Source organism: Lentzea guizhouensis, assembly GCF_001701025.1.
GTDB classification, from domain to species: Bacteria; Actinomycetota; Actinomycetes; order Mycobacteriales; family Pseudonocardiaceae; genus Lentzea; species Lentzea guizhouensis.
Map to the genome: position 1 here is coordinate 9,436,866 of NZ_CP016793.1, position 24,232 is coordinate 9,461,097.

Here is a 24,232-nt window from a genome sequence, read left to right on the forward strand (position 1 = left end):
GCTCGTGCCGCCCGCCCGCTGACAGGGACTTGACACCAGCCGACCACTTGTCACCGTCCGTGACATTCCACCCAGCGGGGAAAGCCGCTACCTGAGAGCGCGTCCACCCAGAACGGGCATCTTGTTACGGTGCGCCGCGCGATTGTACCCAAACGACGGACGGACAGGGCACAATTAAATTGGCGTAAATACTCTCGGACATCTGGTAACGCCAATTGAGACGAAGTGCGGAAGGACAGCGGTAGCACTCGGGTATCGGTGGCGAATTACGGTTGGGCATGCAAAACCGACAGCATGTCAGTGACAATTCCCGGTCGCCTCTTCTCGTCCTTTGTGGACGATTACCGCCGTGGGCGACCGCGGGTTGACGAGGGGGGTTCGCGATGAGGTCGGCGGAGACACTCGACCCGCAACCGAGGCCGGTGGTGTTCCGGTTGCTCGGCACCGTCGAGTTCGTGGGTGACGACGGTGATGTGCGGGTGCTCGTGGGCAGGCAGCAGACGGTGCTCGCCGCGCTGCTGATGAAGGCCAACCACGTGGTCAGCGTCGACCACCTGATCGACGCGATCTGGGAGGGTGCGCCACCGACCACGGCGCGGTCCCAGGTCCAGTACGTGATCCACGCCCTGCGCGGCGAGCTCGACCGGCTCGGCGTGCCCGCGTCGATCGTCACGCACTCGGCCGGCTACCGGCTGGAGGTGGCGAAGGACCTGCTCGACATCCACCGCTTCGAGCGGCTGGTGGCCACCGCGCGCAGCTCCGCGGGAGCCGGCGACCGGCTGAGCGCGGCGACGACGCTGCGCGGCGCGCTGGCGTTGTGGCGCGGCCCGGTGCTCGACGGCACCCCGCAGGCGCTGCACGACCAGGTGACCTGGCTGGAGGAGCTGCGCCTGGAGGTGCTGGAGGAGTGCCTGGCGCACGAGATCGAGCTGGGCCGCCACCGCGAGGCGATCGGCGAGCTGCGCACGCTCGTCGCGGAACACCCGTACCACGAGGAGTTCCGCTACCTGCTGATGCTCGCGCTCTACCGGTCCGGACGGCAGTGGGACGCGCTCGCCACCTACCGCTCCGGCCGCACGCTGATGATCGACCAGCTCGGCCTGGAACCGGGCGAGCGCCTGAAGAACCTCGAAGCCGCCATCATCGCCGACGACGGGTCGCTGCTGCGGCCGGAGGCGATCAGCCAGGTCGCGACCGCGCCGCCTCCCCCCACGGCGCGGTCGCGACCCCGGCAGCTGCCCGCCGACATCTCGGACTTCACCGGCCGCGACGAGCACGTCCGGCAGCTCGTCGCGTTGCTCCGCGCGCACGGCAACGCGGTGCCGATCGTCAACATCGTCGGCAAGGCCGGTGTCGGCAAGAGCGCGCTGGCCGTGCACGTGGCGCACGAGGTGAGCACCGAGCTGTACCCCGACGGCCAGCTCTACGCGAACCTCGGTGCCACGCAGGCGGAACCGGCCACGCCGCACGACCTGCTGGGCCGGTTCCTGCGGGCGCTGGGCGTCGGCGGCGAGTGCCTGCCCGCCACCGAGGTCGAGCGGGCGGAGCTCTACCGCAGCCTGCTCGGCGACCGGAAGCTGCTGGTGGTGCTGGAGGACGCGGCCTCGGACGAGCAGGTGGCGCCGCTGCTGCCCGGTTCGCCGACGTGCGCGGTGCTGGTGACGTCACGGCGCAGGCTGACCGGCGTGCCCGGCGCCCGCGTCTTCGAGGTGGACGTGCTGGACACCGCGCACGCCACCCGGTTGCTGGGCCGGTTGATCGGCGAGGACCGGGTGCGGCGCGAGCCCGGCGCCACCACCACGCTCGTGGAAGCCGTCGGCGGGCTTCCACTGGCGTTGCGGGTGGTCGGCGCACGGCTGGGCGCTCGTCCACATTGGACCGTCAACTCGATGGTCACCAGGCTGGCCGACGAGCGCAACCGCCTCGACGAGCTGACCCACGGTGAGCTGGCGGTGCGGTCGAGCATGCGGCTGAGCTACGACGGCCTCACCGGCGGCACGGCGGCGTTGCTGCGCGGGCTGGGAGCGCTGGACACGGAGACGTTGCCGGCCTGGGCTCCCGCGGTCGTCGCCGGTGACACCTCCGGCGACCACACCGACCAGCTCGTCGACGCACAGCTGCTGGACGCGGTGGCGCTCGACGGCGTGATGCAGCCGCGCTACCGGTTCCACGACCTGACCCGCATCTTCGCCCGTGAACGCCTGCGGGCCGAGGAGCCGGAGCGTGAGCTGGAGTCGGTGCGCCGCGCGATGGGCGGCTGGCTGACGCTCGCCGACCGCGCGCACCACCTGATGTACGGCGGCGACTTCACCACGTTGCGCGGCACCGGCGAACGCCTGCCGGTCCCGCCGGAGCACGTGGAGGAGATGGCCGCCGACCCGTTGCGCTGGTGGGAGACCGAACGCGCGAACGTCCGCGCCGCCGTCACCCAGGCCGCCGACGCGGGCCTGGACGAGCCGGTGTGGGACCTCGCCGTGCGGCTCGTGTCGATCTTCCAGGTCCGCAGCCACCTCGACGACTGGCAGTACACCCACCAGACGGCGTTGCGGGCCACCGAGCTCGCCGGCAACGAGCGCGGCACCGCGGCCCTGCTGTGCTCGCTGGGCTCCCTGCACAACACCCAGCGCCGCATGGACCTGGCCCGCGCGGTGCTGGAACCCGCCCTGCGCACGTTCACGGCGCTGGACGACCGGCAGGGCATGGCGCTGGCCCACCGCAACGTCGCCATCATGGAACGCCAGAGCGGCGACACGACCGCGGCGCTGGCGCACTTCTGCCGTGCGCTGGAGCTGTTCACCGAGACCGCCGACGTGGCGGGCCAGGCGCACGTGCTGAGCCAGACGGCGCTGGTCGACGTGGAGGCCGGGAACCAGAAACGCGCGTTGGCCACCCTGGAGCGCGCCGCCGAGATGTGCGCGAAGACCGCCAGCCCGCGGATCCAGTCGCAGATCAACTACAGCATCGGCAACGTGCTGCTGGCGCAGGGCGACGACGACGGCGCCGACCGGGTGATGCGCGAGGTGCTCGTCCTCGTGCGCACCATCGGCGACCTGGTCGGCGAGAGCTACGCCCTGCACGCGCTGGGCATCATCCAGGCCCGCCGCGGCCGCCTGGTGCGCGCCTCGCAGCTGTTCGAGAACTGCGCGGCGATCTGCGAGCTCAGCCGCGACCACGTGGGCCTCGCGCGGGCCAGGCTGGAGCTCGCGAAGCTGGAGCGGTTGCGGGGCAACACGACCGCGTCCCGCTCACTGGCCGAACGGGCGCTGGCGACGTTCACCGAGTACCGGCTGCCGCGGGCGGCGGAGGAGGCGAACGTGGTGCTCAGCTCGGACGCCGTGCTGCCGCACCGGGGCGTGGCCCTGCAGGCCGTCCCCCGCGGCTAGTGGCGCGTCTGCAAGTACCACCAAGCGCGCACTTGGTGGTACTTGCAGACGTCAGTTCACGGCGTGGACGGAGACGGCGTAGTCGCCGTCCTGGAACTCTTGCCGGTCCCAGGTGGCGTAGCGCTCGACGAGCCGCAGGCCGGCGTTCGCGCAGTGTTCGTCGTAGTCCTCGGCGGTGTAGCCGCGGTCGAGGCTGAAGCCGGCGACGAGGATCGTCCTCACGTGCCGGGCGACGCCCTGGACCAGCGCCTGCTGGGTGCCGGGCGGGGTGAACAGCGGCACGTTGCCGGCCATGACGACGACGTCGAACGTGCGACCGAGGTCGAGCTCGGCCAGGTCGGACTCGACCCACTCGACGTGCGGGGCGGCGGCACGCGCGGTGGCGAGCATGGACCGGTCCACGTCCGCGCCCACGACCTCGATGCCGTGCCTGGCCAGCTCGACCGCCACGCGCCCGGTGCCGCACCCGGCGTCGAGCACGGTCCTGGGTTCATAGGCGCGCACGAACGTGGCCTCGCCGTGCACGTCCATTCCGGAGGCGGCGAGCTGGTCGAACCTGGCCTGGTACTCCGCACCGTTCCACACGCGGCTGAGCCTAACGGGGCAGGACGACGGCGGCCGAACCCGAAGATCGGCGGATGGCGCCGGTGTGAGAGCGCTGCCAAGGTCGAGTGCGTGACGCGTTTCCTGCTGGCAGTGGCGTTGGTCGTGGCCGCGGCATCCCCCGCGCAGGCCGCACCGGCGCGCTGGGTCGGTACCTGGGCCGCCGCACCGTCCTCCGCCGTCCCCGGCACCGAGAACGGCTACGTGAACCACTCGATCCGCAACATCGTCCACGTCAGCGCCGGCGGCAAGGAGATCCGCGTCCGCCTGTCCAACGCCTACGGCCGCACGCCCGTGTTGTTCGGCCAGGTCACCGTGGCCCTCGCGGCCGGGCCCGACACGCCGACCGCGCTGCCCGGCACGATGCGCACGCTGACGTTCGGCGGCGCCGCCTCGATCACCGCCCCGCCCGGCGCGGACGTCGTCAGCGACGGCGCGGCACTCGACGTCCCCGCCGACTCCGACCTGCTGGTCTCGGTGTTCACGCCCACTGCGGGCGGCCCGGTCACGCACCACCAGCTGACCATGCAGAACTCCTACTTCACCCGCGACCGCAACCACACCGCCGCCGAGTCGGGCGCGGCCTACCGCGAACGCACCACCGCCTGGCACTACGTCTCGGGCGTCGACGTGCGCTCCTCGACCTTGCGCGGCAGCGTCGTGGCACTGGGCGACTCGATCACCGACGGCGCCAACTCCACCTGGGGCGCCAACCTCCGCTGGCCCGACCAGCTCGCCGACCGCGTCAACACCCGCTACGGCGTGCTGAACGCGGGCATCAGCGGCAACCGCCTGCTCCTCGACGGCGGCTCGGCGGGCCCGAACGCGGTGGCCCGCCTCGACCGCGACGTGCTGACCCAGTCCGGCGTCCGCACGGTCATCGTGTTCGAGGGCATCAACGACATCCAGCAGACCCCGCACGAGACCGACCCGGCGAAGATCATCGCGGCCCTGAAGCAGATCGCGAGTCGGGCGCACGACCGCGGGCTGCGGGTGGTGGGGGCGACGATCACGCCGTTCAAGGGGTGGTTCAGCTACACGCCGGAGCTGGAGCGGGTGCGGCAGGCGGTGAACGCGTTCATCCGGACCAGCCGGGACTTCGACGCCGTGGTGGACTTCGACGCGGTGATCAGGGATCCGGCGGATCCGCAGCGGATCAAGCCGGAGTACGACGAGGGCGACCACCTGCACCCCGGGGACAAGGGGTTCGAGGCGATGGCGCGGGCCGTGCGGGTGGCGACGCTCTAGCCGTTGCTCACCGCGGTCAGCGGCCCGCCACCCGATCGGGCGGTCGAGGTTTGCCGCGCCGCGCGGCCCGGCTATTCCAGGTGATCAACACCAGGTCACCCGAAGGGGTCAGCGAAATGCGTGCCACCATCCTCGCCGTCGTTCTCGCGGTCAGTGCCGCCTCCTGCGCGGCATCGCCGCCGAGCACCGCCCAGTCCGGCCAGAGCGCGCAGGACCAGACCACGCAGGGCTCGACCGCCCAGACCACGACCGCGCCGACGCCGACCGGCGGGGGAAAGCAGGAACCCGCCGTCAAGGCCGAGATCACCATGCAGGGCAAGCCGGGCGTGGGGTTGCTGGCCGCCACCAACCAGGGCACCACGCCCATCACCTTCCAGGGCTGGCCGAAGCTCACCTTCACCAACGCCGCCGGTGGGCCCGCCGCCATCCCGGTGGAGCAGAAGCTGGTGCCGGGTGAGGGGCCCTCGATCACGTTGCAGCCGGGGCAGACCGCGTTCGCCGGGGTGCAGTTCGACACCGACGACACCACTTCGTTCGCGATCAACGAGATAACGGTGGAGCTGCCCGGGATGCTGCCGGCCAAGGTGAGGTTCATCGGGACTGATGGGCAGCCGATCGCCAACGTGAGCAGCATGAAGGTGAGCGAGGCGAAGGTGGGCACGATGCAGCCGGCGACGCAGGGCGTGCTGCTCTTCGACTGACCGCAGACCGGGCCCGGTTAAGCTCGCGGTGTGATCACACCTGGGGGTCGTGAGCTGTGGGTCGACCTGAACGAGGTCGTCGCCCGCGAGCACGGCGACGAGCGCACCGCGGCGTTGGAGGAGCTCGTGTGGCGTGCGGACGTCGTGGACGCGCCGCGGGTCACCTTCCTGGCGCGGCGGGAACTGGCCGCCGCGCACCAGACGGACGGGCGCTGGGACCTGGTCTACCCGTTGCTGGAGCAGTGCTTGCAGGAACACGAGCAGCGGCCGTGGCGGTTCGAGCGCGACGACGAGGCCGAGCTGCTGGAGTGGTACGCGTGGCTGGTCGAGGCCATGGTGGACTTCCCGGAGCGTTCGCTCGACGAGGTGCACGACAAGGCGGCGGACCTGGAGCGGCGGTTCCGGGCGCGCGAGTACCCGCTGGGTGACGTCCACCGCGCGCACCACGGGATCGCGGTGCACGTCGGGGACCTGGCGTGGGCGCGGGAGGCGTTCGACCGGCAGGTGCGGGCGAGCGATCCCGAGGACCCGTGGCTGGACGTCCACCGGATCGACCACCTGCTCGCGCTCGGGGACGAGGAGCAGGCACTGGAGCTGGCGGAACCGTTCCTGCGCGAGCCGGGGGTGTCGGACGAGCTCACGACGCGGGTGCGGCACCTGGTGCTGTTGCCCCTCACCAGGGCACGGAGGTGGGACGACGCGGCGATGACGTTCCGGCGGCTCACCCGCGGCATGTCCGGGGAGTACTCGCGGCTGGAGGACCACGGCGGAATGGCGCACTTCTGCGCGCTGACCGGCAACCCGAGCGAGGGCACCATCTGGCTCGGACCCGTGGAGGAGCTGCAGAACCGCAAACGGCCACTGGCCACAATGGAGTACGCCGCCTCCGCCACCCTGCTCACGCGGCAGCTCGGCTGGATCGACACCGAACGGCGCCTGCGCGAGCTCGCCCTGGACCTGGCCGCGCGGTTCGACGCGCGCAACGGCACGTCCCGGTGCGGCGACCGGGTCCGGCAGACGTTGCGGGCGGAGCAGCTCACCGGCTTCCTGCCGCTCTACCCGACCAGCCGGCCGCCGATCCCCGCGCCACCGCAGGGCCTCACCGACGCCGAGCTGCTGGACCGCGCGGAGCTGCACGACCTGCGGTGCGAACCGGACGAGGCGCGCGTGTGCCTGTCGCGGGTGGGCGAGGAGCTACCGGAACCGCTGCGCGCCCGGCGCGACGAGCTCACCGCGAAGTTCTTCCAGAGCCCGGAAACCGGGACGATCCTGCGCAATGCCGCCCGCACGTACGACAACCACGGCGACCGTCGGCGCGCCGAGCTCACGCGCTGCTGGATCGGGCTCTGGGTCGTGCACGAGGGTGACGTCGACGGCGGGATCGCGGCGGTGCAGGACGCGGTCGAGCGGCTGTACGAGATCGGCGAGGGCCAGGCGTGGGGCGAGTACTGGCTCGCGTACGTGCTGGCCGGGCAGAACCGGCACGACCAGGCCCTGAACGCCATCGCCCGCGGCAAACGGCACGCCCACGACGCGTTGGCGCGCGGCACCCTGCTGGCACTCGAGGCCCAGCTCCTCGGCCAGCCGCCGCTGGAGGCCTACGAGACCTTCGTCCACAACGACGTGCCGGAGAAGGCGTTGGAAGCGCTGTACCTCTTACCGGAGGACCTCAGCCGCACCGCGCCCGAGCACCCGCGGGTCGCCGGGCACCTGAGCTACCTGCGAGCGCTGCGGACGATCAACGCGGGCATGCCGGAGCTCGCCGTCGACGACCTGAACGAGGCCGTCGGTCAGGCACAACGCCGCAACAACGCGACGGTGGAGCAGTGGTTCCACCTCACGCACGCGAACTACGCCGCGCGCCGGTACGAGGACGCCGTCGACGCCGGGCTCAAGGCCGTGGCGTGGCTGGACCACCTCAAGACCGAGGACGCGAGCTGGGAGCAGGCCGCGGACGAGACCCGGTTCCTGGTCGCGCAGTGCTACCAGCTGCTCGGCGACCAGCCGGCCGCGGTCAGGGAGTACCGGGTGCTCGCGGCCGGGGACGGGCCGATGGCGGCGGCGGCGTTCGTCGCGGCGACCGCCCTGCTGGAGGCTTGAGCAACTCGCACCACTAGTCCCATTCCCAGCAGATTCCGTGAATTCCCGGCGCACACTTCGGCAGGTAGATGTGCGCTTCCGGAATGGAATTCACCGGCAGCCTTCTGCGATCCACCTGAGGCGCGTCCACTTTCACCCGCTGGTATTCATAACAACGGAGCGGGAGCGCCTCCCGGTCGAAGACGATCCGCAGCAGGTACGTTTCGGTCGACCGCACCCGCCGTTCGTGCGAGATGGACGGGCCTGCGCTGTCGCCGAGCACCCAGTCGTGCTCCAGGACCGCCGTCTCGCCTCTCGCCAGCGGGCGGGCCAGGGCGATCACGGCCACCGTGTAGCCGCTGGCCGGGTCGCTGCGCAGCTCGGCGAGCTCGCCACCGCGGACGTGCAGGTCGGACGGCATGGGGTCGCCCTCGTCGGCGCCGTGCACGACGGTGAACCGGTCGGCGCGGTCGGCCACGCAGCGCAGGACCTGGGTGGTGCTGAGGCGGCGCACCGTGCGGGCAGCGCCGACGTGGCAGGTCTCGTTCGTGTCGAGCACCGACACGGTGGGGTTGGGATCGCCGGTCTCCGGGCCCAGCACGGCCTGGTACGGCGAGTTCTCCCCGTACAGCGCGCGGACGCTGACGGTCTCCCTGGACTGGCAGCGACCGCGTGGCCTGGGCGGTTCGAGGAACTCGAACAGGGTGCCCTGCGGGAGGTCGAGGATGGCCTCCAGCTCGCGCAACGCCCGCAGTGACTTGGGTCGTTCCGGCCTGCTGCGGCCCTGCTGCCAGTAGCTGAGCGTGGCCAGGCTGATGGTCACGCCCCGGTCCGCGAGCCGCGCGCGGAGGCGGTCCAGCGTCAGTGCCCGCCGGTCGATCGCGGCGCGGAGGGCGTCCGCGAACCTCTCCTGACTCAGGACCGCCTCGGGTCCGGATCGTTCGCGAGGAGCTGCCACGAGTGACGATAGTGCCCCGAAAAGGGGAATGCCGATACCTCCTTCAGAAGGTATCGGCATCCACCGTTGTCACCCCACGTTGAGGCTCAGCCCGTAGTACGACAGCGCGTCACCGAGCGGCTGGAAGTACGACGACTTCCCGCTCTGGTTCCCGCCGTTCCAGGAGCACTGCTGGTTCGTCGGGCCGCCGGACGTCATGCCCTGGGCCTGGTTGCCCGCGATGTACGCACCGCCGCTGTCGCCGCCCATGGTGCAGACGGTGGACGCGCCCAGCCCGCGGATCACGGTGTCCGGGCCTCCGTTGCGGTCGATGTAGGTGACGGTCTGGTTGTAGCCGGTGATCTTCCCGCAGGTCCAGCCGGTGGTGGCGCCGGACTTGCAGAGCGACGCGCCGACCGCGGCCTTCGTGCCGCCCTTGACCGCGACCAGGCCGGCCACGCCCCAGGTCCCGACCTGCGTCGCGATCGAGTTGCCCGCGTCGACCCGCGCGACACCCATGTCCACGCTGTCGCGGCCCAGCGCGTAGCGGGTGCTGGTGCCCTTGGCGAAGCGCGTGCCGTCGAAGCGCAGCTCGGGCAGGCCCTCCACGCAGTGACCGGCGGTGACGAGGTACTGCGTGCCGCTCGACGACCGCGCGCCGAACCCGACGGAGCACCACCCGGAGGTGTTGTTGATCGTCATCTTGCTACCGGGGTAGATCGTGGCCTGGGTGCTCAGCTGCTGGTCCACCCGCTCGACGCGGACCGCGGAGCCGAACGCGGCGGCCTGCGCGAGGAACGCCTTGGCGGCCGGCCGGTCCGGGTCGGCGACCTTGATGGTGACGACGTCCGCCGCCACGTCCACACCCCACGCGGCGACACCCGAGGGCGCTCGTCCGGTGGCGAGCGCGTCGAGCCTCGACTGGACGCGGCCAGCGCCGCCTCGCCCCTGGCCGGCGTGCGGGCCGTCAACCCGGCCGCGCGACCTTCGCCACGCCCGCCTGGTCGGTGTTGACCGTCAGCGCGCCCTGGGCGTCGAAGAACGCGCCGTCGACCCGCACACCGTCCCGCACGATCCCGCCCAGGGCTCGCTGCGCCGCGGCCTCGCCGTCGAGTCGCCCGACAGCGGCGGCCTCGCTGGTGCCGAGCGTCCTGGCGAGCTCGGCCACCATCTCCGGCTGGTAGTCGGACCCGCTCGCCGACGCGGTGGCGCCCCCGGAGAGCAGGGTCAGTGGAATGAGACAGGCGAGCGCAGCCGCACCCGACAACCGAATTCGCAACACGATGGAACCTCCCATTCCCGGAGCGGCCACCGCAGGGAGGAGGGCGAATTCGCGGGATCACCGCGAAATCGCCCAGGTGGCCGTCTCCGGTCGACGGTTTCCCGCCGCGCATCGCACTCTGCCCGCCGGGTGTGACGTGGGCAACGATCGGTATTTCAGGGAACAGCGGCCCAGATTGTGAAAACGAAAAACGCTCATCCCCAGCGCATCCACCGGTGCTGCAGCGCCACCTCCCACGGCCGCACCGCCCGGTCGAGGAACATCAGGCTGTCCATCCGGCAGGTGCAGGCGTTGCCTTCGCGGGTGTTCTGCGGGTAGCTGCCACCGATCTTGATCCCGCGCGGGTCCGTGGCCGACGCGAGGTCCGGCTCCGGCTCGCCCTCCAGCCGCCACGGGTCACCGGCCGCGACGTACTTCCCGGCCAGGGGTTTTCCGTTGCGGTACAACGCCATCTCGCCGGTGTCGAAGTCGAACGTCGCCGCCAGGAACACCCACTCGCCCGGTGGCAGCAACGTCCGCCAGTCCTCCGCGGCCGCGAACGTCTGCGACTCACCGCCGTCGAGCCGCCGGGCCAGCGCGACCAGCTTCAGCTCGCCGTCCACGCCGATGAGCTCCAGCAACGCGCGCACGGCGTGGCCGTTCGAGTCACCGGACAGCACACCGGCCAGGCCGATCGCGCCGTAGAGGTCGTCCGGCGCGGCCGAGTTCGAGTTCGGGGCCGGGTTCTGGCCCGTCATCTTCACCCAGCCCATGATCGACGCCTCGCGGGCACCGTGGAACGCCCGCAGCGACGGCACCCCGGACTCGCTGTACAGCCCGGCCTTCCAGTCGTCGTTGCCGGCCACCGCCGGACTGACCTGCTTGAGCTGCAGCGAGTTCCGCGAGCCCCGGAACGCACCGTCCCGCACCCGCATGTCCGCGCCGCCGTTGACCAACGACAGCGCGGTGCCCGACCGGCCGCGGTCCTGTTCCAAGGCAGGGTTCCCGCGCACCGGGTGCTCGAAGTCGTAGTACGCCACCAGGTTGCGCGACAACGTGGGCAGCACCGCCCACGACGCCGACGCGGGCGCGGCCAGGCCGACCGAGAACGCCACCACGAGCCCCACCACCAGCAACCGGCGCATCACCGCACCCCCTTGCCCTGCACGCGCAGGTCGCGCAGCCGGCCGATGTTGTCGAACGAGCCGAACCCGACCCGCCCGGACGAGAACGTCTTGTCCACCGCGGTCATCAGCGGATGGCGCGACCCGTCCACGTACACGGCGATCTCCCCCGTGCCGGCGCAGTGCCGCACCCGGACGCGGTGCCAGTCGGTGTCGGTCACCGCCGGAGCGGCGCCGACGGAGCGCGCCGCGTCCCACTGGTGGTCGAGCCGCAGCCGGTCGGCGTTGTTCACCACGAAGATCCCGTTGTGCGGGTAGATCTTGTTGTCCGACGACAGGTGCGCGTAGTAGAACTCGGTGTCCGAGCGGTACCCGAACACGACGACCACGTCCCGGTTCGACTCCGCCACCGGTGTGTCCAGCCGCACCGACGCGTCGACCTGCACCGACCCGAACTCGGGCCCCTTGCGCAGCACCGCGTACTCGAACGGCCGCCGCGGACCCGGCCGTGCCGCCCCCGGTTGCGCCAGCACGACCTCACGACCGGGGAACTGCCACAGCGACGGCGTCACCGGCTCCCACGACCGGGCCGACGTCGCACCGGAGACGAAGTCGTGGCCGGACGCGCAGGACGCGAACGTGCGCGCGCCCGTCACCTTCCAGACCTTGCCGTTCGCCTTGGCCAGCACGTACAGCTCGCCCTCGGCGTCCTGCCCGAACCTCAGGTCCACGCGGGGGTCGCCGGCCAGCGCCGGCAACGTGGTCCGCTGCCCGCCGGAGTACACCATCACCTCGCGCGACTCGACGAACGGCCGACCGGTGCGCAGCGAACGTTCGTCGGCGGTGAAGACCAGGCCCTTCACGCCCTCGCCGTAGATGTATCTACCGTGCAACGAGGGGATCTTCGTGCCGCGGTAGACGAACCCGCCCATCAACGCGTTGCCGCTGTCCGCGCACGGCCGCGCGGAGGCGAGCCGGTTGTGGTCGAAGCCGGTGACCGGGTAGGTGTAGCCGTGCTTCGCGTCGTCGGCCGGCAGCGGGAACACCCCGCACGACGGGTCGCCGCGGCGGTACTCCCACTGCGCCTCGCGCTCGCTCCAGCCGAGGTTGGCGCCCTTGCGGATCTCGTAGACCGCGTCGACGGCCTTCTCGCCGATGTGGCCCATGAACATCCGGTGCGACCCGCCCGCGTCCCAGCTGAAGCGGTACGGGTCGCGCATGCCGTAGGCGTAGATCTCGCCCAACGCGCCCGCCTTGCGCGCGAACGGGTTCGAGCGCGGGATGCCGTAGCGGCCGTTCGGACCGTCGGTCCCGGCCGGGTCGATGCGCAGGATCTTGCCCTGCGGCAGCGCGAGGTCCTGCGGCACTGTCGTGTTCACGCCGATGCCACCGTCACCGGCCGCGATGTAGAGCAGGCCGTGGTCCTCGTCCCACCAGCGCGCGGTGGGGTTGAAGCCGATCTCCTGGAACCCGTGGATGAACGACGCGTAGCCCACCCGCAGGACCTCGCGGCGGGCGCCGGCGAACAGGTCGGCGCGCGGGTCGGCGGCGGTCCATTCGGTGATCACGCCGTGCACCTCGTCCTCGACCGGCGACGGCAGGTCCGGCTCCTTGTCCGTCAGCGCCGCCCCGGTCTCGGTGTGCACGGTGTAGAACTTGCCGTTGCGCCCGAAGTCCGGGTGGAACGCGGCGAACCCGAACCCGCTGCCCAGCCCGCGGTGGTTGTGGAAGTCGGGCCCGACCGCGGCACCCAGGTCGAGGTAGGCGTGCTGGGTGCCGCCGTCGAGCAGGTACAGCGTGTCGTTCATGTCCGGCACGAACAGCCGTCCCGACCCGTCCGGCAGCTCACCGAGGTAGTTGATCCGGTTGTAGCGGCGCAACCGCGTGTCGGTCGGCGGCGGGACCGGCTGCGACGCGGGCAGCCGCGCCACCTCCGTCAGCTCCAGGCCGATCCCGGACTGACCGGGCGTGGGCAGCGGGTCCGCGACAGGAGCGTCCTGGGCGGACGCGATCGGCACGAACAGCGCCGACAGCACGAATGTCGTTGCAGCCAACCGGAACAAGCGTCGGTACATCCCCCACCACCCTGTGGGCCAGGCCGTGGCAGCACGGCGCGGAAAGCGCTTTCCGAAGCAGTGGTTCGGGAATCTACTGCGCTGACAGGGCGGTCACAACCCTCCTTCGGCCTGACCACGTCCGCCACCTCGGGGTTCAGGAGCCGGTGAACACCAGCACCACCATGAAGGCGGGCGCTATGACCAGCGGCGGCAGCGGTGAGGACAGCGCGGCGATCGGCGTTCTGACGGCGTTCCCGCGCGGCCGCCGGTCCGGTGCCGCGGGCAGCCAGTACTCCCCCATCACCGCGAGCGGCAGGAACAGCGATCCCAGTGCGAGGACGCCGACCACGACCCGGACCGCCGTGACCAACACCGGTGTGGACGTCAGCACGAGCCAGGCGACGTACAGCCCGTAAGACAGCACCGCGAGTCCGAACCAGCTCAGCACGGTGACCCGCTTCGCCGCGGTCCTGACGAGCAACGTGACCAGCACGAGCCATAGCAGCGCGGTCACCACCGGCAACGCGACCGGCATCGAACCGGTGAGGAGCTCGCCGAGCGGGACAGCCGCGGTGCAGGCCAGCAGGTAATGCCCGAACCTCAGCCACTTGGTGACGTAGAACGGCAGCTGCGACAGCGAGACGCCGATCGGTACGGCGAGCGGTTCCCGCTGGTCCACCACCGGCGTGAGGATCGCGCGGAGGAACGCGTGGAGGGTCTCCAGGTCCTGTTCCCTGAAGTCGAGCCACTGCTCGCGACGCAGCTCGTCGTCCGGTACCCGCAGGCTCGTGCCCAGCACGAACACCACCCGGTCGCCGAACACCGCGCGCACCTGCGCCATCAGGTCGTCGTTCGTCCGGTCGGTGACCACGAACAGCACCCACCGCGGGTCGACCCGGTTCCTGGCCAGCCCGGCGGCGGCACAGCACTCGTCGACCAGGTCGGCGATCGGCTTGTCCGGGTGGTCGCACAGCACGAGGTAGCTGGTCGGCGGCAGGGAGCGCAACGCGGTGAACTTCCGCATGGACGCGGACCAGCGGCGCAGCTTGGCCGGTCGGCCGGTGGCCCGCAGGCGCAGCAGGCCCAGACCGGCACCGATCGGCGTGGCCAGGTGCACGGTGCGCGAGTAGCGGACCAGCACCAGGCAGGACACGGCCACCGGCATCGCCGCGGAGTACCACAGCGGTGACTCCGTCCACCGGTCCGCGGCCAGCTCGCGGTACCAGCGCGTGTGCAACGTGCTCGTGGCGAGCCAGTCGTAGACCAGGGCCAGCACCAGCGTGCCGAACGCAGTGCGCACCAGCGAAGGCGTGGCCGTGCGCCTGGCCAGCCGGTACATCAGGTGCAGGAAGGCGATGAACAGCACGGCGTTCATCAGCACCACGGCCAGTGCGATCGCCGCGTAGCCCGGGAACGGTGTCAGCACCACTGGAGCGCGGTAGACCTCGTACAGGTGCAGGCCGAGCGGGACGGCACGGGCCGTGACGAACGCGCAGTACAGCGCCGCCAGCCACAGCCACACCACCGCGGGCGAGAGCGGGAAGACCCGGCCGCCGCGCCGCCGGCCGGTGACGATCTCGTCGGCCAGCGCCCTGGCGTGCACGAAGAACCGCCCGCGCAGGTCGTTGACCGGCGCGGCGGCCAGCTCGGGTGGCAGCTCCGCCTTGCGCACCACCGCGACGCGGACCTGTTTGCCCGCCTCCAGGGCGCGTCGCCACTCCTCGGTGACGTGCGGGGACGCCATCGCCGCCGGGGAGGCCAGCACCACCACGACGTCCGCCGCGTCGACCGCCTCGTCGATCGAGGCCGCCCAGTCGGTGCCCGGCCGGATCCGCTCGACGTCGAACCACGGCCGGAGCCCCTGCCTCGCGAACACCGACGTCAGCGCCTCGGCGGCGTAGAAGTCCTGCCGCGAGTAGCTGACGAAGACGTTCGGCACGGATCAATCGTGCCCTGTCACGGCCCCCAACAGGTCCCGAATGCGCGCGGTCGTGGTCGCGAACTCGGGCCGGGCCATGGTCGCGGAGTAGTCGCGGCCGGCGGGCAGGTCGACCTCGATCACCTCCTTGACCAGCGCGGGCCGTCGCGTCAGCACGACCACCCGGTTGGCCAGGTACACCGACTCGGCGATCGAGTGCGTCACGAGCAGCACGGTCGTGCCCGTCTCCCGCCACACCCGGTGCAGCTCGACGTTCATCTGCTCGCGGGTCAACGCGTCGAGCGCGCCGAACGGCTCGTCCATCAGCAGCACCCGCGGCTGGTGCAGCAACGCGCGGCACAACGCCACCCGCTGCTGCATGCCACCGGACAGCTCGTGCGGGAGGGCGTTCTCGAACCCGGTGAGCCCGGTCATCTCGATCAGCTCGTCGGCGCGTCTCCCCGCCTCGGCCGAGCCCATGCCGCGCATCTCGGCCTGCAGCAGGATGTTCTTGCGCGCGGACCGCCACTCCAGCAGGGCGGCGCGCTGGAACACGAACCCGATGTCGTGCCGGGGCCCGTGGACCTCCTCCCCCAACAGCCGCACCGAGCCCGACGACGGCCGCAGCAGGCCGGCCACCAGCTTCAGCAGCGTCGACTTGCCGCAGCCGGACGGGCCGACGATCGAGACGAACTCGCCGGGTGCGACGTCGAGCGAGACCTGCTCGATCGCGGTGGTCTCCGCGCGCTTGGAGTGGAAGCGCACGGACACCCCGTTGATCGAGACCGCACTCGTGGCGTTCAAGGTGGCGCTCATCCCTTCGGGGCCACGCTTTCTTCCCAGTACGCCGAGGGTTCGGCCGCCTTGCCGATGATGCCGGTCTGCTGGAAGGTGTCGATGGTCTTCTTCCAGTCCTCCGCCGTGTTCACGCCCGGCGCCTTGCCCTTCGTGGCGTCGGTGTGCAGCAACGTCAGCGTGGTCTTGAACTGCTCCAGCACGACCGTCGGCGACGGCAGCTGTTCGGCGGCGCCCTTCATCGAGTCGGCGGCGGCCTGCGGGTCCTTCTCCGCGGCGGCCCACGCCTCCTGGGTGGCCTGGACCATCTTCTTCACCAGGTCCGGGTCCTTCTGCAGCATCGACTTCGACGTCAGCAGGCCGTTGCTGAAGTAGTTCAGGCCGAACTCGGAGAACCGCAGGTACGAGACGTCCTTGCCGGCCTTCTCCTTGATCGTCGGCCCCTGGTCGGACGCGAACCCGAGCAGCACGTCGGTGCGCCCGGAGATGACCGCGGCCATCTTGCCCGCCGGGTCGATGTTCTGGATGGAGACGTCCGACTCCTGCATGCCGTTCTGCTTCAGGAACGCGGGGAACGTCTTGGTCAGCGCGTCACCCGCGGTGGTCGCGACCGACTTGCCCTTGAGGTCGGCGGGCTTGGTGATGTTCTTCTCGGTGAAGAACTGCACGGAGGCGGGCGTGGTCTGCAGGTACACGCCGATGCTCTTGGCGGGCACGCCGTTCTCGACCGCGGTGGCGAGCGCCGAGGTGTCGGCCCAGCCGAAGTCGGTCTGGCCGGCACCGGTGGCCTGCACGGTCTTGCCGGAGCCCTGACCCGCCTGGATCTTGAGCTTGATCCCGTGCTTCTCGTAGATGCCCTGCTCGACCCCGTAGTAGAACGGCGCGTGCTCGCCGTACGGGTACCAGTTGAGGGTCAGCGTGGTCTCCTCGACGCCACTCCCGGCGGAACCGCCTTCGCCACCACCGCAGGCGGCGACCAGCAGCATCGCGGGCAGCAGGCCGGCGAGCACTCTCTTCATGATCAGCCTTTCGCGAGAAGGGTTGTGGTGACGGCGGAACCGCGCCTGCTGGCGTGCCACGGCAGCATCAGCTTCTCGGCGAGGTCGAGCAGGGCGAACAGCAGCACGCCGACGACCGACATCACGATCAGCCCGGCGAACAGCATCGGGGTGTCCATGTTCCCGTTGGCCTGCAGGATCACGTATCCGAGGCCTTCGTTGGCGCCGACGAACTCACCGACCACCGCCCCGGTGACCGCCAGCGTGATCGCGACCTTCAGCCCGGCGAACAGGTGCGGTAAGGACGCCGGGAAGCGGATCTTCACGAACGTCTTGAGCGGGCCGCCGCCCATCGTCGAGGCGAGCTCCAGCATCTCGGTGTCGACCGACTTCAGGCCGGTGACCATCGAGATCACCACCGGGAAGAACGCCATCAGCACGGCGACGATCACCTTGGGCTCGAAGCCGAAGCCGAGCCACACCACGAACAGCGGCGCGATCGCGATCTTCGGGATGACCTGCGCGAACAGCAGCACCGGGTAGACCGTGCTCTCGACCGCGCGCGAGTAGACCATGGCGACCGCGACCAGCACGCCGACGATCGCCGCGATGACGAACCCGGCGAGCGTCTCCCAGGTCGTCGTCAGCGTGTGCGGCCAGAGGTAGGACCACTTGCCGACGAGCACCTCGGCCGTCCTGCCCGGCGACGGCACCAGGTAGGGCTCCACCAGCTCGGTCACCGTCACGAGCTGCCAGAGCAGGAGGAAGGCGAAGATCAGCGCGACCGGGCGCCACGCCCGCTCCACGACGCCGCCCCGCCTGCGGTCCGCCGGAACCGTGTCCACGAAGCCCCCTCGTTCGGAAAGCGCTTTCCCGTACGCTATGGCCGGCTCACGGACCGGTCAAGGTGGAGGATCGATGAAGCTGAGCGGCCCGACGGCCGAACGGGTTGGCGTCATCGCCGTCGCACCGCCCACCGTCCGGGCGCTCGGCGCGCCCGGCGGACAGGTCGCCGTCGCAGGTGGTCCGCGCTTTCCGGTGCTCGTCGAGGTGTCCGCAGGCGGGGTGCACGGGTGGGCTAGGCGACCTGGTCCCGCACGGACCCACTGAATCGATCTCCACGACCGGTACCGGGCGGTCCGCGAGCCGGCGGTCGACGTGCCGGCGCGACCTTGACGGGCAACTGAGCACGACTAGTGGCGTGGCTCGGAACGTTGCCGAGGGAATTCGCGGTCAGACGGCCGCATCGTGGTGCCGCCCCCACGTCCTCATACTGGACGTATGGCGGCGTGGGGGCGGTGCCGCGAGGTGGCCTGCTGAGCGTGAGTTACCCGCCCGCGTTCCGAGTCGCGCCACTAACCTCGGTGTCGTGCATCGGAGCAGACTGTTCGGGATCTTCATCGACACGCCCGTCGCGCAAGCCGGTCAGGCGGCGGACTTCTGGTCCGCCGCGTTGGGTGTTCCGGCGCGTTCCGTGGCAGGTGAGGAGCAGTTCACAGCTCTGGACGGCGCCGTTCCCGGCTTGACCGTCGACGTCCAGGCGGTCGACGACGCACCGCGCTACCACGTCGACATCGAGACCGACGACGTGGCAGCGGAGGTCGCCCGTCTGACGGCACTGGGTGCGGAACCGGTCTCCCGCTGGCTGGAGTGCCACACGCTGCGCGCGCCCGGCGGTCACCTGCTCTGCGTGGTGCCCGTGCACAGCGACCACGAGACGTTCGCCAGGTCGGCTCGGACGTGGCCGTGAAGCCGCCCGGCGTCACCGGCGCAACAGGCCGGTCTCCCTGTCGTAGCGCAGAACGCGGTTCGGCGGGGCGTCGAGGGTGACCGGTGTGCCGATCGGTGGTTCGTCCTCCTCCGGCACGATGTACCCGACGCCGCAGTCCAGCGTCACCAGCGACGTGACGCCCAGGTTCTCCACAATGGACACCTCGCCGGTGAAGAGTCCTCGGTCCGCCGGCCCCAGGTACTCCGGCCGCACGCCGATGATGTCGTCATCGCGCGGGACCAGGTTCATCGGGGTGGAGCCGATGAAGTTCGCGACGAACGTGTCCGCCGGTCGTTGGAACACCTCACGGGGTGTGCCGAGCTGGCGGATCCGGCCCTGGTCCATCACGGCGATCCGGTCGGCCAGCGCCAGCGCCTCCGCCTGGTCGTGGGTCACGAAGACGGTGGTCAGCGCCAGCTCGCGTTGCAGCTTCTTGAGGAACGTGCGGGCTTCCAGCCTCAGCCGGGCGTCCAGGTTGGACAGTGGCTCGTCGAGCAGCAGCACCTCGGCCGAGGCCGCGACCGCCCGTGCCAGCGCAACCCGTTGCTGCTGACCGCCGGAGAGCTGGCCGGGCCGTCGTTCCAGCAAGCCGTCCAGGCTCAGCCCCGACGCCGTGCGCGAGGCCGTCTCGCGCTGCACGGACTTCGCGGCACCGCGCACCCGCAGCGGGTAGGCGATGTTCTCGGCCACGGTCATGTGCGGGAACAGCGCGTAGTCCTGGAACACCATCGCCACACCGCGCTCGCCGGGCTGCAGCCGGGTGACGTCCCGTCCGCCGATCCGCACCTCGCCGGAGGACGCGGGTTCCAGCCCGGCGATCGTGCGCAGCAACGTGGTCTTGCCGCAGCCCGACGGGCCGAGCAGGGCGAACAGCTCGCCGTCGGTGACGTCCAGGTCGAGCTCGTCGACCGCCCGCACCCCGCCGGGGTACACGGTCGACAGGCCGGTGATCGAGATGCCCGCCATCAGCTCTTGATGCCTCCGTGGAATCGGAACCCGTACCGCTTGTTGACGAACAGGTACAGCACGACCACCGGGATCGAGTACAGCAGCGAGAACACCGGGATCACCGTCAGGTTGGCGCTGCCGCCCTCGTCGTACAGGGTGCGCAGCAGCACCGCCGCCGGCTGCTGGCCGACGTCGCGCAGCAGCAGGAACGGCAGCAGGAAGTTGCCCCACGCGTTGACGAAGGCCCACACGAAGATCGTCGCGACACCGGGCCTGGCGACCGGCAGGACGACGTGGCCGAGGACCTGCCGGGGCGAGGCGCCGAACACGCGCGCCGACTCCTCGTAGGAGCGCGGCACGGCGTCCACGAAGTCCTTGAGGATGAAGATCGCGGCCGGGAGCATGCCGCCCGCGATCACCAGTGCCGTGCCGAACTGGGAGTTGATCAGACCGAGCTGCAGCATCATCACGAAGATCGGCACCATCGCGGCCGTTCCCGTGACGACCGAGGACAGCAACAACAGCAGGTACAGCAACAGGTCGCGGCCCGGGATCCGCACCCGGGACAGCGCGTAGGCCGCCAACGCCGCGAACACGGTCGTCACCACGGTCGCGATCCCGCACAGCAGCAGGGAGTTCAGCAACGACGACAGGGCGTACGGGTGCTCGAAGGTCCTCGCCACGTTCGCCAGCGTCCAGTCCGGCCAGCGCAGGCCGAGTCCCGGCTCGGTGTCGAACGGCGCGGACGCGAGCCACAGCATCGGCACGGCGAAGAACCCGAGCACGACCGTGACCAGCACGTAGAACCCGATCCTGCGCACCATCCACAACGGACTCACGCGCGCCTCCTCAGCAGCCGCAGGTACACCAGCGCGATGACGAGGTTGCCGAGCAGCAGCAGGATCGACATCGCCGAGGCGTACCCGAGCTGCCCGCCTTCCAGCGCCTGCCGGTAGATCAGCACCGGCAGCACCTCCGACCGGTGGTTCGGCCCGCCCGCGGTCAGCAGGAACGGCGTGAAGTCGTTGGCGGTCCACAGGCTGATCAGCAGCGTGTTGGTCAGCACGTGCCCGCGGATGTGCGGGAACACCACGTCCCGCACGGTCTGCCACCCCGACGCGCCCACCAGCCGCGCGGTCTCCAGCTGCGACGGCGGCACGGCGGCCAGCGCGGAGGTGTAGAGCAGCATGGAAAACGCGGTGCCGCGCCAGACGTTGAAGATGATCAGGCTGGTCATCGGGTACTGCACGAGCCAGGCCGTCTCGGGCTGCCCGAGCAGCAGGCCGAGCGTGCCGGTGTCGCGGCTGAGGACCGCGAACCACAGGTAGGCGACCACCGTGCCGGGCAGGATCCACGACAGCAGCACGAACGCCTCGACCGTGCGGCGCAGCCACGGCCGCACGGTGCGCAACAACCAGGCGAGGCCGAAGCCGAGCGCGTTCTGCCCGATCACCGCCGAGAACAGCACGAACAACGCGGTCAGCCACACCGAGTTCGTGAACAACGGGTCGCGCACCGCGTTGACGACGTTGTCCAGGCCGACCACCCGCGGGTTCGCCGCCGCGGGCCCGGTGAGCTGGTAGTTGGTGATGCCGATGTAGAGCGTCCACAGCGCCGGGAAGACGAGGAAGACGCCGATCAGCACGAGCGCGGGCGCGACGAACCCGACGGCGCGCCGCACGCCCAGCCCAGAGCCGTCCATCCCACCCCCTGCGGGTTGGGGCGTCTGCAAGTACTACCAACTCACGAGTTGGTAGTACTTGCAGACGCCATCAGCCAACGTTGTCCTCGCCGACGGCCTTCACCAACGCCTCGCGGTACGCCTTGGCCGCGTCGTCCGGGCTCTTGCCGGACACCACGTCCGCGGTCGCCTGCTGCAGCGCCGCCGACACCTTCGGGTAGTCGGCGAGACCGGGGCGGTACCGGGTGATCGGCAGGACCTTCTCGGCGACGAAGCTGAGCACCGGGTCGCCCTTGAGCACCTCGTCGTTGACGTCCTGCCGCTGGGTCAGCTGCGCGGTCCCGGCCAGCGACTCCTTGACGGCCTCGGCGGAGTTGAGGAACTGCATGAGCTCCCAGGCCTGCCGCGGGTACTTGGTGTTCGGGTTGATCACCCGCACGCCACCGCCGGACATGCTGACGAAGTCCTGCCCGCCGACCCCCGCGCCCGCTTGCCGGGCGGGCACCAGCGCCCACCCGACCGCGCTGTCCCGGTCGGCCATCTTCGCGACGCCGTTCTTCGGCTCCACCACCGAACGCCAGAAGTAGTCGCTCTCCAGCAGGATCCCGATCCTGTTCTCGCTGAACAGCGTGAACGACCGGTCGCGGCCCTTGGCCTCCTGCTGCAGCACCGGATCGCCCAGCCCACCACCGTAGATCCGCTGGTACAGCCCGAGAACGTCCTTGACGTTCGACGAATCGCCCTGCCACTTGCCGTTCTCGTGGATCGGCCTGCCGGTGCCGGCCAGCGCGGGCAGCACGCCCTGCATCGTCGTGGCCTCGCCCATCGCGGTGCCGGCGTTGAGCTGGATCGGCGTGACACCGGGCAACGCCTTCAACCGCGTCCCCGCGTCCAGCACGTCCTGCCACGAGCGAGGCTGCCAGTCCGCCGGCAACCCGGCCTGCGCGAACAGCTTCTTGTTGAAGAACAACACCCGCCCGTCGGTGCCCATCGGCACCCCGTACCGCTTGCCGTCGAACTCGCCGAGCGCCTGCACGGCCTGGGGGATCTGGTTCCAGCCGTCCCAGTTCGTGCCGGTGCCGACCACCTCGTCGAGCGGCTTGACCTGCCCGGCCTGCGCGAGCTCACCGAGCCAGATGCCGTCGATCTCGATGATGTCGCCGCCACCGCCGGTCTTGAGGTCGAGCGCCACCTTGGTCTTGAAGTCCTCGTCGCCGGCGCCGTTCTGCTCGAACTCGATGGTCGCCGTGACGCCCTTGGCCTTCTGCAGCTCGGTGAACTTCGGGACCACCCAGTTCTGCAGCCAGTTCGCGCCGCGCGCGTTCTTCCCGCCCAGCGCCGCGTTGGCGACGATCGTCAGGGTGATCTCCTTGGCGTCGGCGTTGCGCCCCTGGTCCGTTTCCTGTGTCCCGCCGAGACACCCCGTCAGAAGCGCGCACACCGCCAGCAACCCGAACGCCTTTGTCCGCATCCTGTGACCCCCCGCCGCGAAACTCCGCTGGTACGTCACTCATCAACATGGCACTGGATCACGCCCGCCACAAGCTCTCAGCACTCTCTCAGCGCGCCACTGGAAGGCTCCCGCTTGAAGGGGGTAGATCAACAATGCAACTGCTGCTGGCGGCCGTCCTCGCCGCCTCCACCCTGGTGACACCGCAGGTCACCGGCCCGTTCCCGGTGGGTACGTTCAACGCCCACCTCACCGACACACGTGCCGACCCGTGGCACCCGGACCAGCGCCGGGAGCTCATGGTCACGGTCACCTACCCGGCCCGCGCGAAGGGCGAGGAGGCACCGTTCCTGACGCCTGCCTTCGCCGCGGCCACCGACCCGATCATCTCCAGCCCCGCGTTCCTCGACATCCCGGCGGGGACCGTCGACTGGACCGGGACGCGACGCCAGGCCCGCACGAACGCACCCGCCCTCCCGGGCCGCTTCCCCACCGTGCTCTTCTCCCCCGGCCTGCAGTCGCCGCGCGAGTTCCACGCGGGCGCGGCGGACGACCTGGCCAGCCGCGGGTACGTCGTCGTGACGGTCTCGCACACCTACGAGTCGCTGGTCGTCGAGTTCCCCGGCGGACGGCTGGTGCCGAGCGAGGTCCAGGACGCGCGGCCGGAGACGATGAAGAAGGCCATCGACGCGCGGGTCGCGGACATGCGGTTCGTGCTCGGCCAACTTCCCCGGCTGCACAAGGGCGCCGACGTCACGCGCGTCGGCATCGCCGGGCATTCCTACGGCGGGTACACGGCCGGCGAGACGATGGTGCACGACCGCCGGTTCGACGCGGGCATCAACATCGACGGCGCCATGGAGCACAGCGGCGAAGGGCCTTACGCGCCCGGCGAGATCGTCACGAAGGGCGTCGACCGGCCGTTCCTGCTCTTCGGCGGCGATCTCGGTGAACGCGAGCTCTCGCACGTCGACACGAGCCTCACCAGGTCGTGGGCCGACTTCTGGCCCAACCAGCGCGGCTGGAAGCGGGACGTGCACCTCGACGACGGCGCGCACCTGGGGTTCAGCGACCTGCAGTGGGCCGTCCCGCAGATCGACGAGGTCACGCCGGAGCGGAGGGTGGAGCTGATCGGCACGATCACCCCGCGGAGCTCGGTGAAGGCGCAGCACGACTACGTGGCCGCGTTCTTCGACCTGCACCTCAAACACCGCGGCACCACGCTGTTCGACCGTGCGCGCCACCCCGGGATCCGGCTCGTTCCCTGACGTCGGACGC

The 24,232-nt window shown here is 70.7% G+C and carries 20 protein-coding genes and 1 pseudogene; 7 read left to right on the top strand and 14 right to left on the bottom strand.

Features of this window, described 5'->3' with window-relative positions:
* Window positions 1-383 precede the first annotated feature (383 nt).
* Window positions 384-3,383, top strand: a complete 3,000-nt coding sequence (locus BBK82_RS44755) for an AfsR/SARP family transcriptional regulator (protein WP_083268628.1) — start codon at window positions 384-386, stop codon at window positions 3,381-3,383.
* 51 nt (window positions 3,384-3,434) lie between these two features.
* Here the strand turns inward: BBK82_RS44755 and BBK82_RS44760 are convergent, their stop codons facing one another.
* Window positions 3,435-3,968 (bottom strand): class I SAM-dependent methyltransferase, encoded by a 534-nt coding sequence (locus tag BBK82_RS44760; protein ID WP_237047932.1) that lies wholly within the window; start codon window positions 3,966-3,968, stop codon window positions 3,435-3,437.
* A gap of 90 nt (window positions 3,969-4,058) precedes the next feature.
* On the opposite strand from BBK82_RS44760, the gene BBK82_RS44765 reads away from it, so the two are divergent.
* From BBK82_RS44765 to BBK82_RS44775, 3 genes are all read left to right on the top strand, one after another.
* Entirely contained in the window at window positions 4,059-5,234 is a 1,176-nt protein-coding gene (locus BBK82_RS44765) for an SGNH/GDSL hydrolase family protein (protein ID WP_065920329.1), read from the top strand.
* 116 nt (window positions 5,235-5,350) lie between these two features.
* Window positions 5,351-5,935 (top strand): DUF4232 domain-containing protein, encoded by a 585-nt coding sequence (locus BBK82_RS44770; RefSeq protein WP_065920330.1) that lies wholly within the window; start codon window positions 5,351-5,353, stop codon window positions 5,933-5,935.
* A gap of 30 nt (window positions 5,936-5,965) precedes the next feature.
* Complete coding sequence (locus tag BBK82_RS44775) at window positions 5,966-8,035, top strand: hypothetical protein (protein WP_065920331.1); 2,070 nt, start codon at window positions 5,966-5,968, stop codon at window positions 8,033-8,035.
* A 13-nt stretch (window positions 8,036-8,048) separates the two neighbouring features.
* Here the strand turns inward: BBK82_RS44775 and BBK82_RS44780 are convergent, their stop codons facing one another.
* The 9 genes and pseudogenes from BBK82_RS44780 to BBK82_RS44815 form a co-directional block, all read right to left on the bottom strand.
* Window positions 8,049-8,972 (bottom strand): hypothetical protein, encoded by a 924-nt coding sequence (locus BBK82_RS44780; RefSeq protein WP_065920332.1) that lies wholly within the window; start codon window positions 8,970-8,972, stop codon window positions 8,049-8,051.
* A gap of 69 nt (window positions 8,973-9,041) precedes the next feature.
* Window positions 9,042-9,818: pseudogene (locus tag BBK82_RS53470) on the bottom strand (S1 family peptidase); the annotation flags it as partial.
* A gap of 100 nt (window positions 9,819-9,918) precedes the next feature.
* Window positions 9,919-10,233, bottom strand: a complete 315-nt coding sequence (locus BBK82_RS53475) for a hypothetical protein (RefSeq protein WP_218920541.1) — start codon at window positions 10,231-10,233, stop codon at window positions 9,919-9,921.
* Window positions 10,234-10,427: 194 nt separating this feature from the next.
* Window positions 10,428-11,357 carry a LamG domain-containing protein gene (locus BBK82_RS44790; RefSeq protein ID WP_065921874.1) on the bottom strand — a complete coding sequence of 310 codons (930 nt, stop codon included), beginning with the start codon at window positions 11,355-11,357 and terminating at the stop codon, window positions 10,428-10,430.
* Complete coding sequence (locus BBK82_RS44795; RefSeq protein ID WP_237047933.1) at window positions 11,357-13,390, bottom strand: PQQ-dependent sugar dehydrogenase; 2,034 nt, start codon at window positions 13,388-13,390, stop codon at window positions 11,357-11,359. The genes BBK82_RS44790 and BBK82_RS44795 overlap by 1 nt, the downstream gene beginning before the upstream one ends.
* A 157-nt stretch (window positions 13,391-13,547) precedes the next feature.
* Window positions 13,548-15,332 carry a toll/interleukin-1 receptor domain-containing protein gene (locus BBK82_RS44800; RefSeq protein ID WP_065920334.1) on the bottom strand — a complete coding sequence of 595 codons (1,785 nt, stop codon included), beginning with the start codon at window positions 15,330-15,332 and terminating at the stop codon, window positions 13,548-13,550.
* Window positions 15,333-15,335: 3 nt separating this feature from the next.
* Window positions 15,336-16,127, bottom strand: coding sequence for an ABC transporter ATP-binding protein (locus BBK82_RS44805; RefSeq protein WP_065920335.1), 792 nt, complete (start codon window positions 16,125-16,127; stop codon window positions 15,336-15,338).
* On the bottom strand, window positions 16,124-17,125 hold the full coding sequence (locus tag BBK82_RS44810; RefSeq protein WP_065920336.1) for an ABC transporter substrate-binding protein: 1,002 nt from the start codon (window positions 17,123-17,125) through the stop codon (window positions 16,124-16,126). Before BBK82_RS44810 ends, BBK82_RS44805 begins: the two co-directional genes overlap by 4 nt.
* 2 nt (window positions 17,126-17,127) lie before the next feature.
* Entirely contained in the window at window positions 17,128-17,949 is an 822-nt protein-coding gene (locus BBK82_RS44815; protein WP_065920337.1) for an ABC transporter permease, read from the bottom strand.
* A 73-nt stretch (window positions 17,950-18,022) separates the two neighbouring features.
* Between BBK82_RS44815 and BBK82_RS51300 the strand changes: the two genes are divergently transcribed.
* On the top strand, window positions 18,023-18,214 hold the full coding sequence (locus BBK82_RS51300; RefSeq protein ID WP_154697881.1) for a hypothetical protein: 192 nt from the start codon (window positions 18,023-18,025) through the stop codon (window positions 18,212-18,214).
* A gap of 259 nt (window positions 18,215-18,473) precedes the next feature.
* The gene (locus BBK82_RS44820; protein WP_170068076.1) at window positions 18,474-18,854 is read left to right on the top strand and encodes a VOC family protein; all 381 of its coding nucleotides are present in this window, start codon (window positions 18,474-18,476) and stop codon (window positions 18,852-18,854) included.
* Window positions 18,855-18,866: 12 nt separating this feature from the next.
* Here the strand turns inward: BBK82_RS44820 and BBK82_RS44825 are convergent, their stop codons facing one another.
* The 4 genes from BBK82_RS44825 to BBK82_RS44840 form a co-directional block, all read right to left on the bottom strand.
* Complete coding sequence (locus BBK82_RS44825; RefSeq protein WP_065920338.1) at window positions 18,867-19,841, bottom strand: ABC transporter ATP-binding protein; 975 nt, start codon at window positions 19,839-19,841, stop codon at window positions 18,867-18,869.
* A complete protein-coding gene (locus tag BBK82_RS44830) occupies window positions 19,841-20,662 on the bottom strand; it encodes a carbohydrate ABC transporter permease (protein ID WP_065920339.1) in 822 nt (273 codons plus the stop codon). Before BBK82_RS44830 ends, BBK82_RS44825 begins: the two co-directional genes overlap by 1 nt.
* Window positions 20,659-21,525, bottom strand: a complete 867-nt coding sequence (locus BBK82_RS44835) for a carbohydrate ABC transporter permease (protein WP_065920340.1) — start codon at window positions 21,523-21,525, stop codon at window positions 20,659-20,661. The genes BBK82_RS44830 and BBK82_RS44835 overlap by 4 nt, the downstream gene beginning before the upstream one ends.
* Window positions 21,526-21,595: 70 nt before the next feature.
* Entirely contained in the window at window positions 21,596-22,975 is a 1,380-nt protein-coding gene (locus BBK82_RS44840; protein WP_065920341.1) for an extracellular solute-binding protein, read from the bottom strand.
* A 134-nt stretch (window positions 22,976-23,109) separates the two neighbouring features.
* Between BBK82_RS44840 and BBK82_RS44845 the strand changes: the two genes are divergently transcribed.
* Window positions 23,110-24,222 (top strand): alpha/beta hydrolase family protein, encoded by a 1,113-nt coding sequence (locus BBK82_RS44845; protein ID WP_237047934.1) that lies wholly within the window; start codon window positions 23,110-23,112, stop codon window positions 24,220-24,222.
* Window positions 24,223-24,232 lie beyond the last annotated feature (10 nt).

Bases quoted from the DNA above. Each gene is read 5' to 3' on its own strand.
- BBK82_RS44755 (WP_083268628.1), top strand. From the start codon at position 384: ATGAGGTCGGCGGAGACACTCGACCCGCAACCGAGGCCGGTGGTGTTC.
- BBK82_RS44770 (WP_065920330.1), top strand. From the start codon at position 5,351: ATGCGTGCCACCATCCTCGCCGTCGTTCTCGCGGTCAGTGCCGCCTCC.
- BBK82_RS44790 (WP_065921874.1), bottom strand. From the start codon at position 11,357: ATGCGCCGGTTGCTGGTGGTGGGGCTCGTGGTGGCGTTCTCGGTCGGC.
- BBK82_RS44805 (WP_065920335.1), bottom strand. From the start codon at position 16,127: ATGAGCGCCACCTTGAACGCCACGAGTGCGGTCTCGATCAACGGGGTG.
- BBK82_RS44810 (WP_065920336.1), bottom strand. From the start codon at position 17,125: ATGAAGAGAGTGCTCGCCGGCCTGCTGCCCGCGATGCTGCTGGTCGCC.
- BBK82_RS51300 (WP_154697881.1), top strand. From the start codon at position 18,023: ATGAAGCTGAGCGGCCCGACGGCCGAACGGGTTGGCGTCATCGCCGTC.
- BBK82_RS44825 (WP_065920338.1), bottom strand. From the start codon at position 19,841: ATGGCGGGCATCTCGATCACCGGCCTGTCGACCGTGTACCCCGGCGGG.
- BBK82_RS44835 (WP_065920340.1), bottom strand. From the start codon at position 21,525: ATGGACGGCTCTGGGCTGGGCGTGCGGCGCGCCGTCGGGTTCGTCGCG.
- BBK82_RS44840 (WP_065920341.1), bottom strand. From the start codon at position 22,975: ATGCGGACAAAGGCGTTCGGGTTGCTGGCGGTGTGCGCGCTTCTGACG.
- BBK82_RS44845 (WP_237047934.1), top strand. From the start codon at position 23,110: ATGCAACTGCTGCTGGCGGCCGTCCTCGCCGCCTCCACCCTGGTGACA.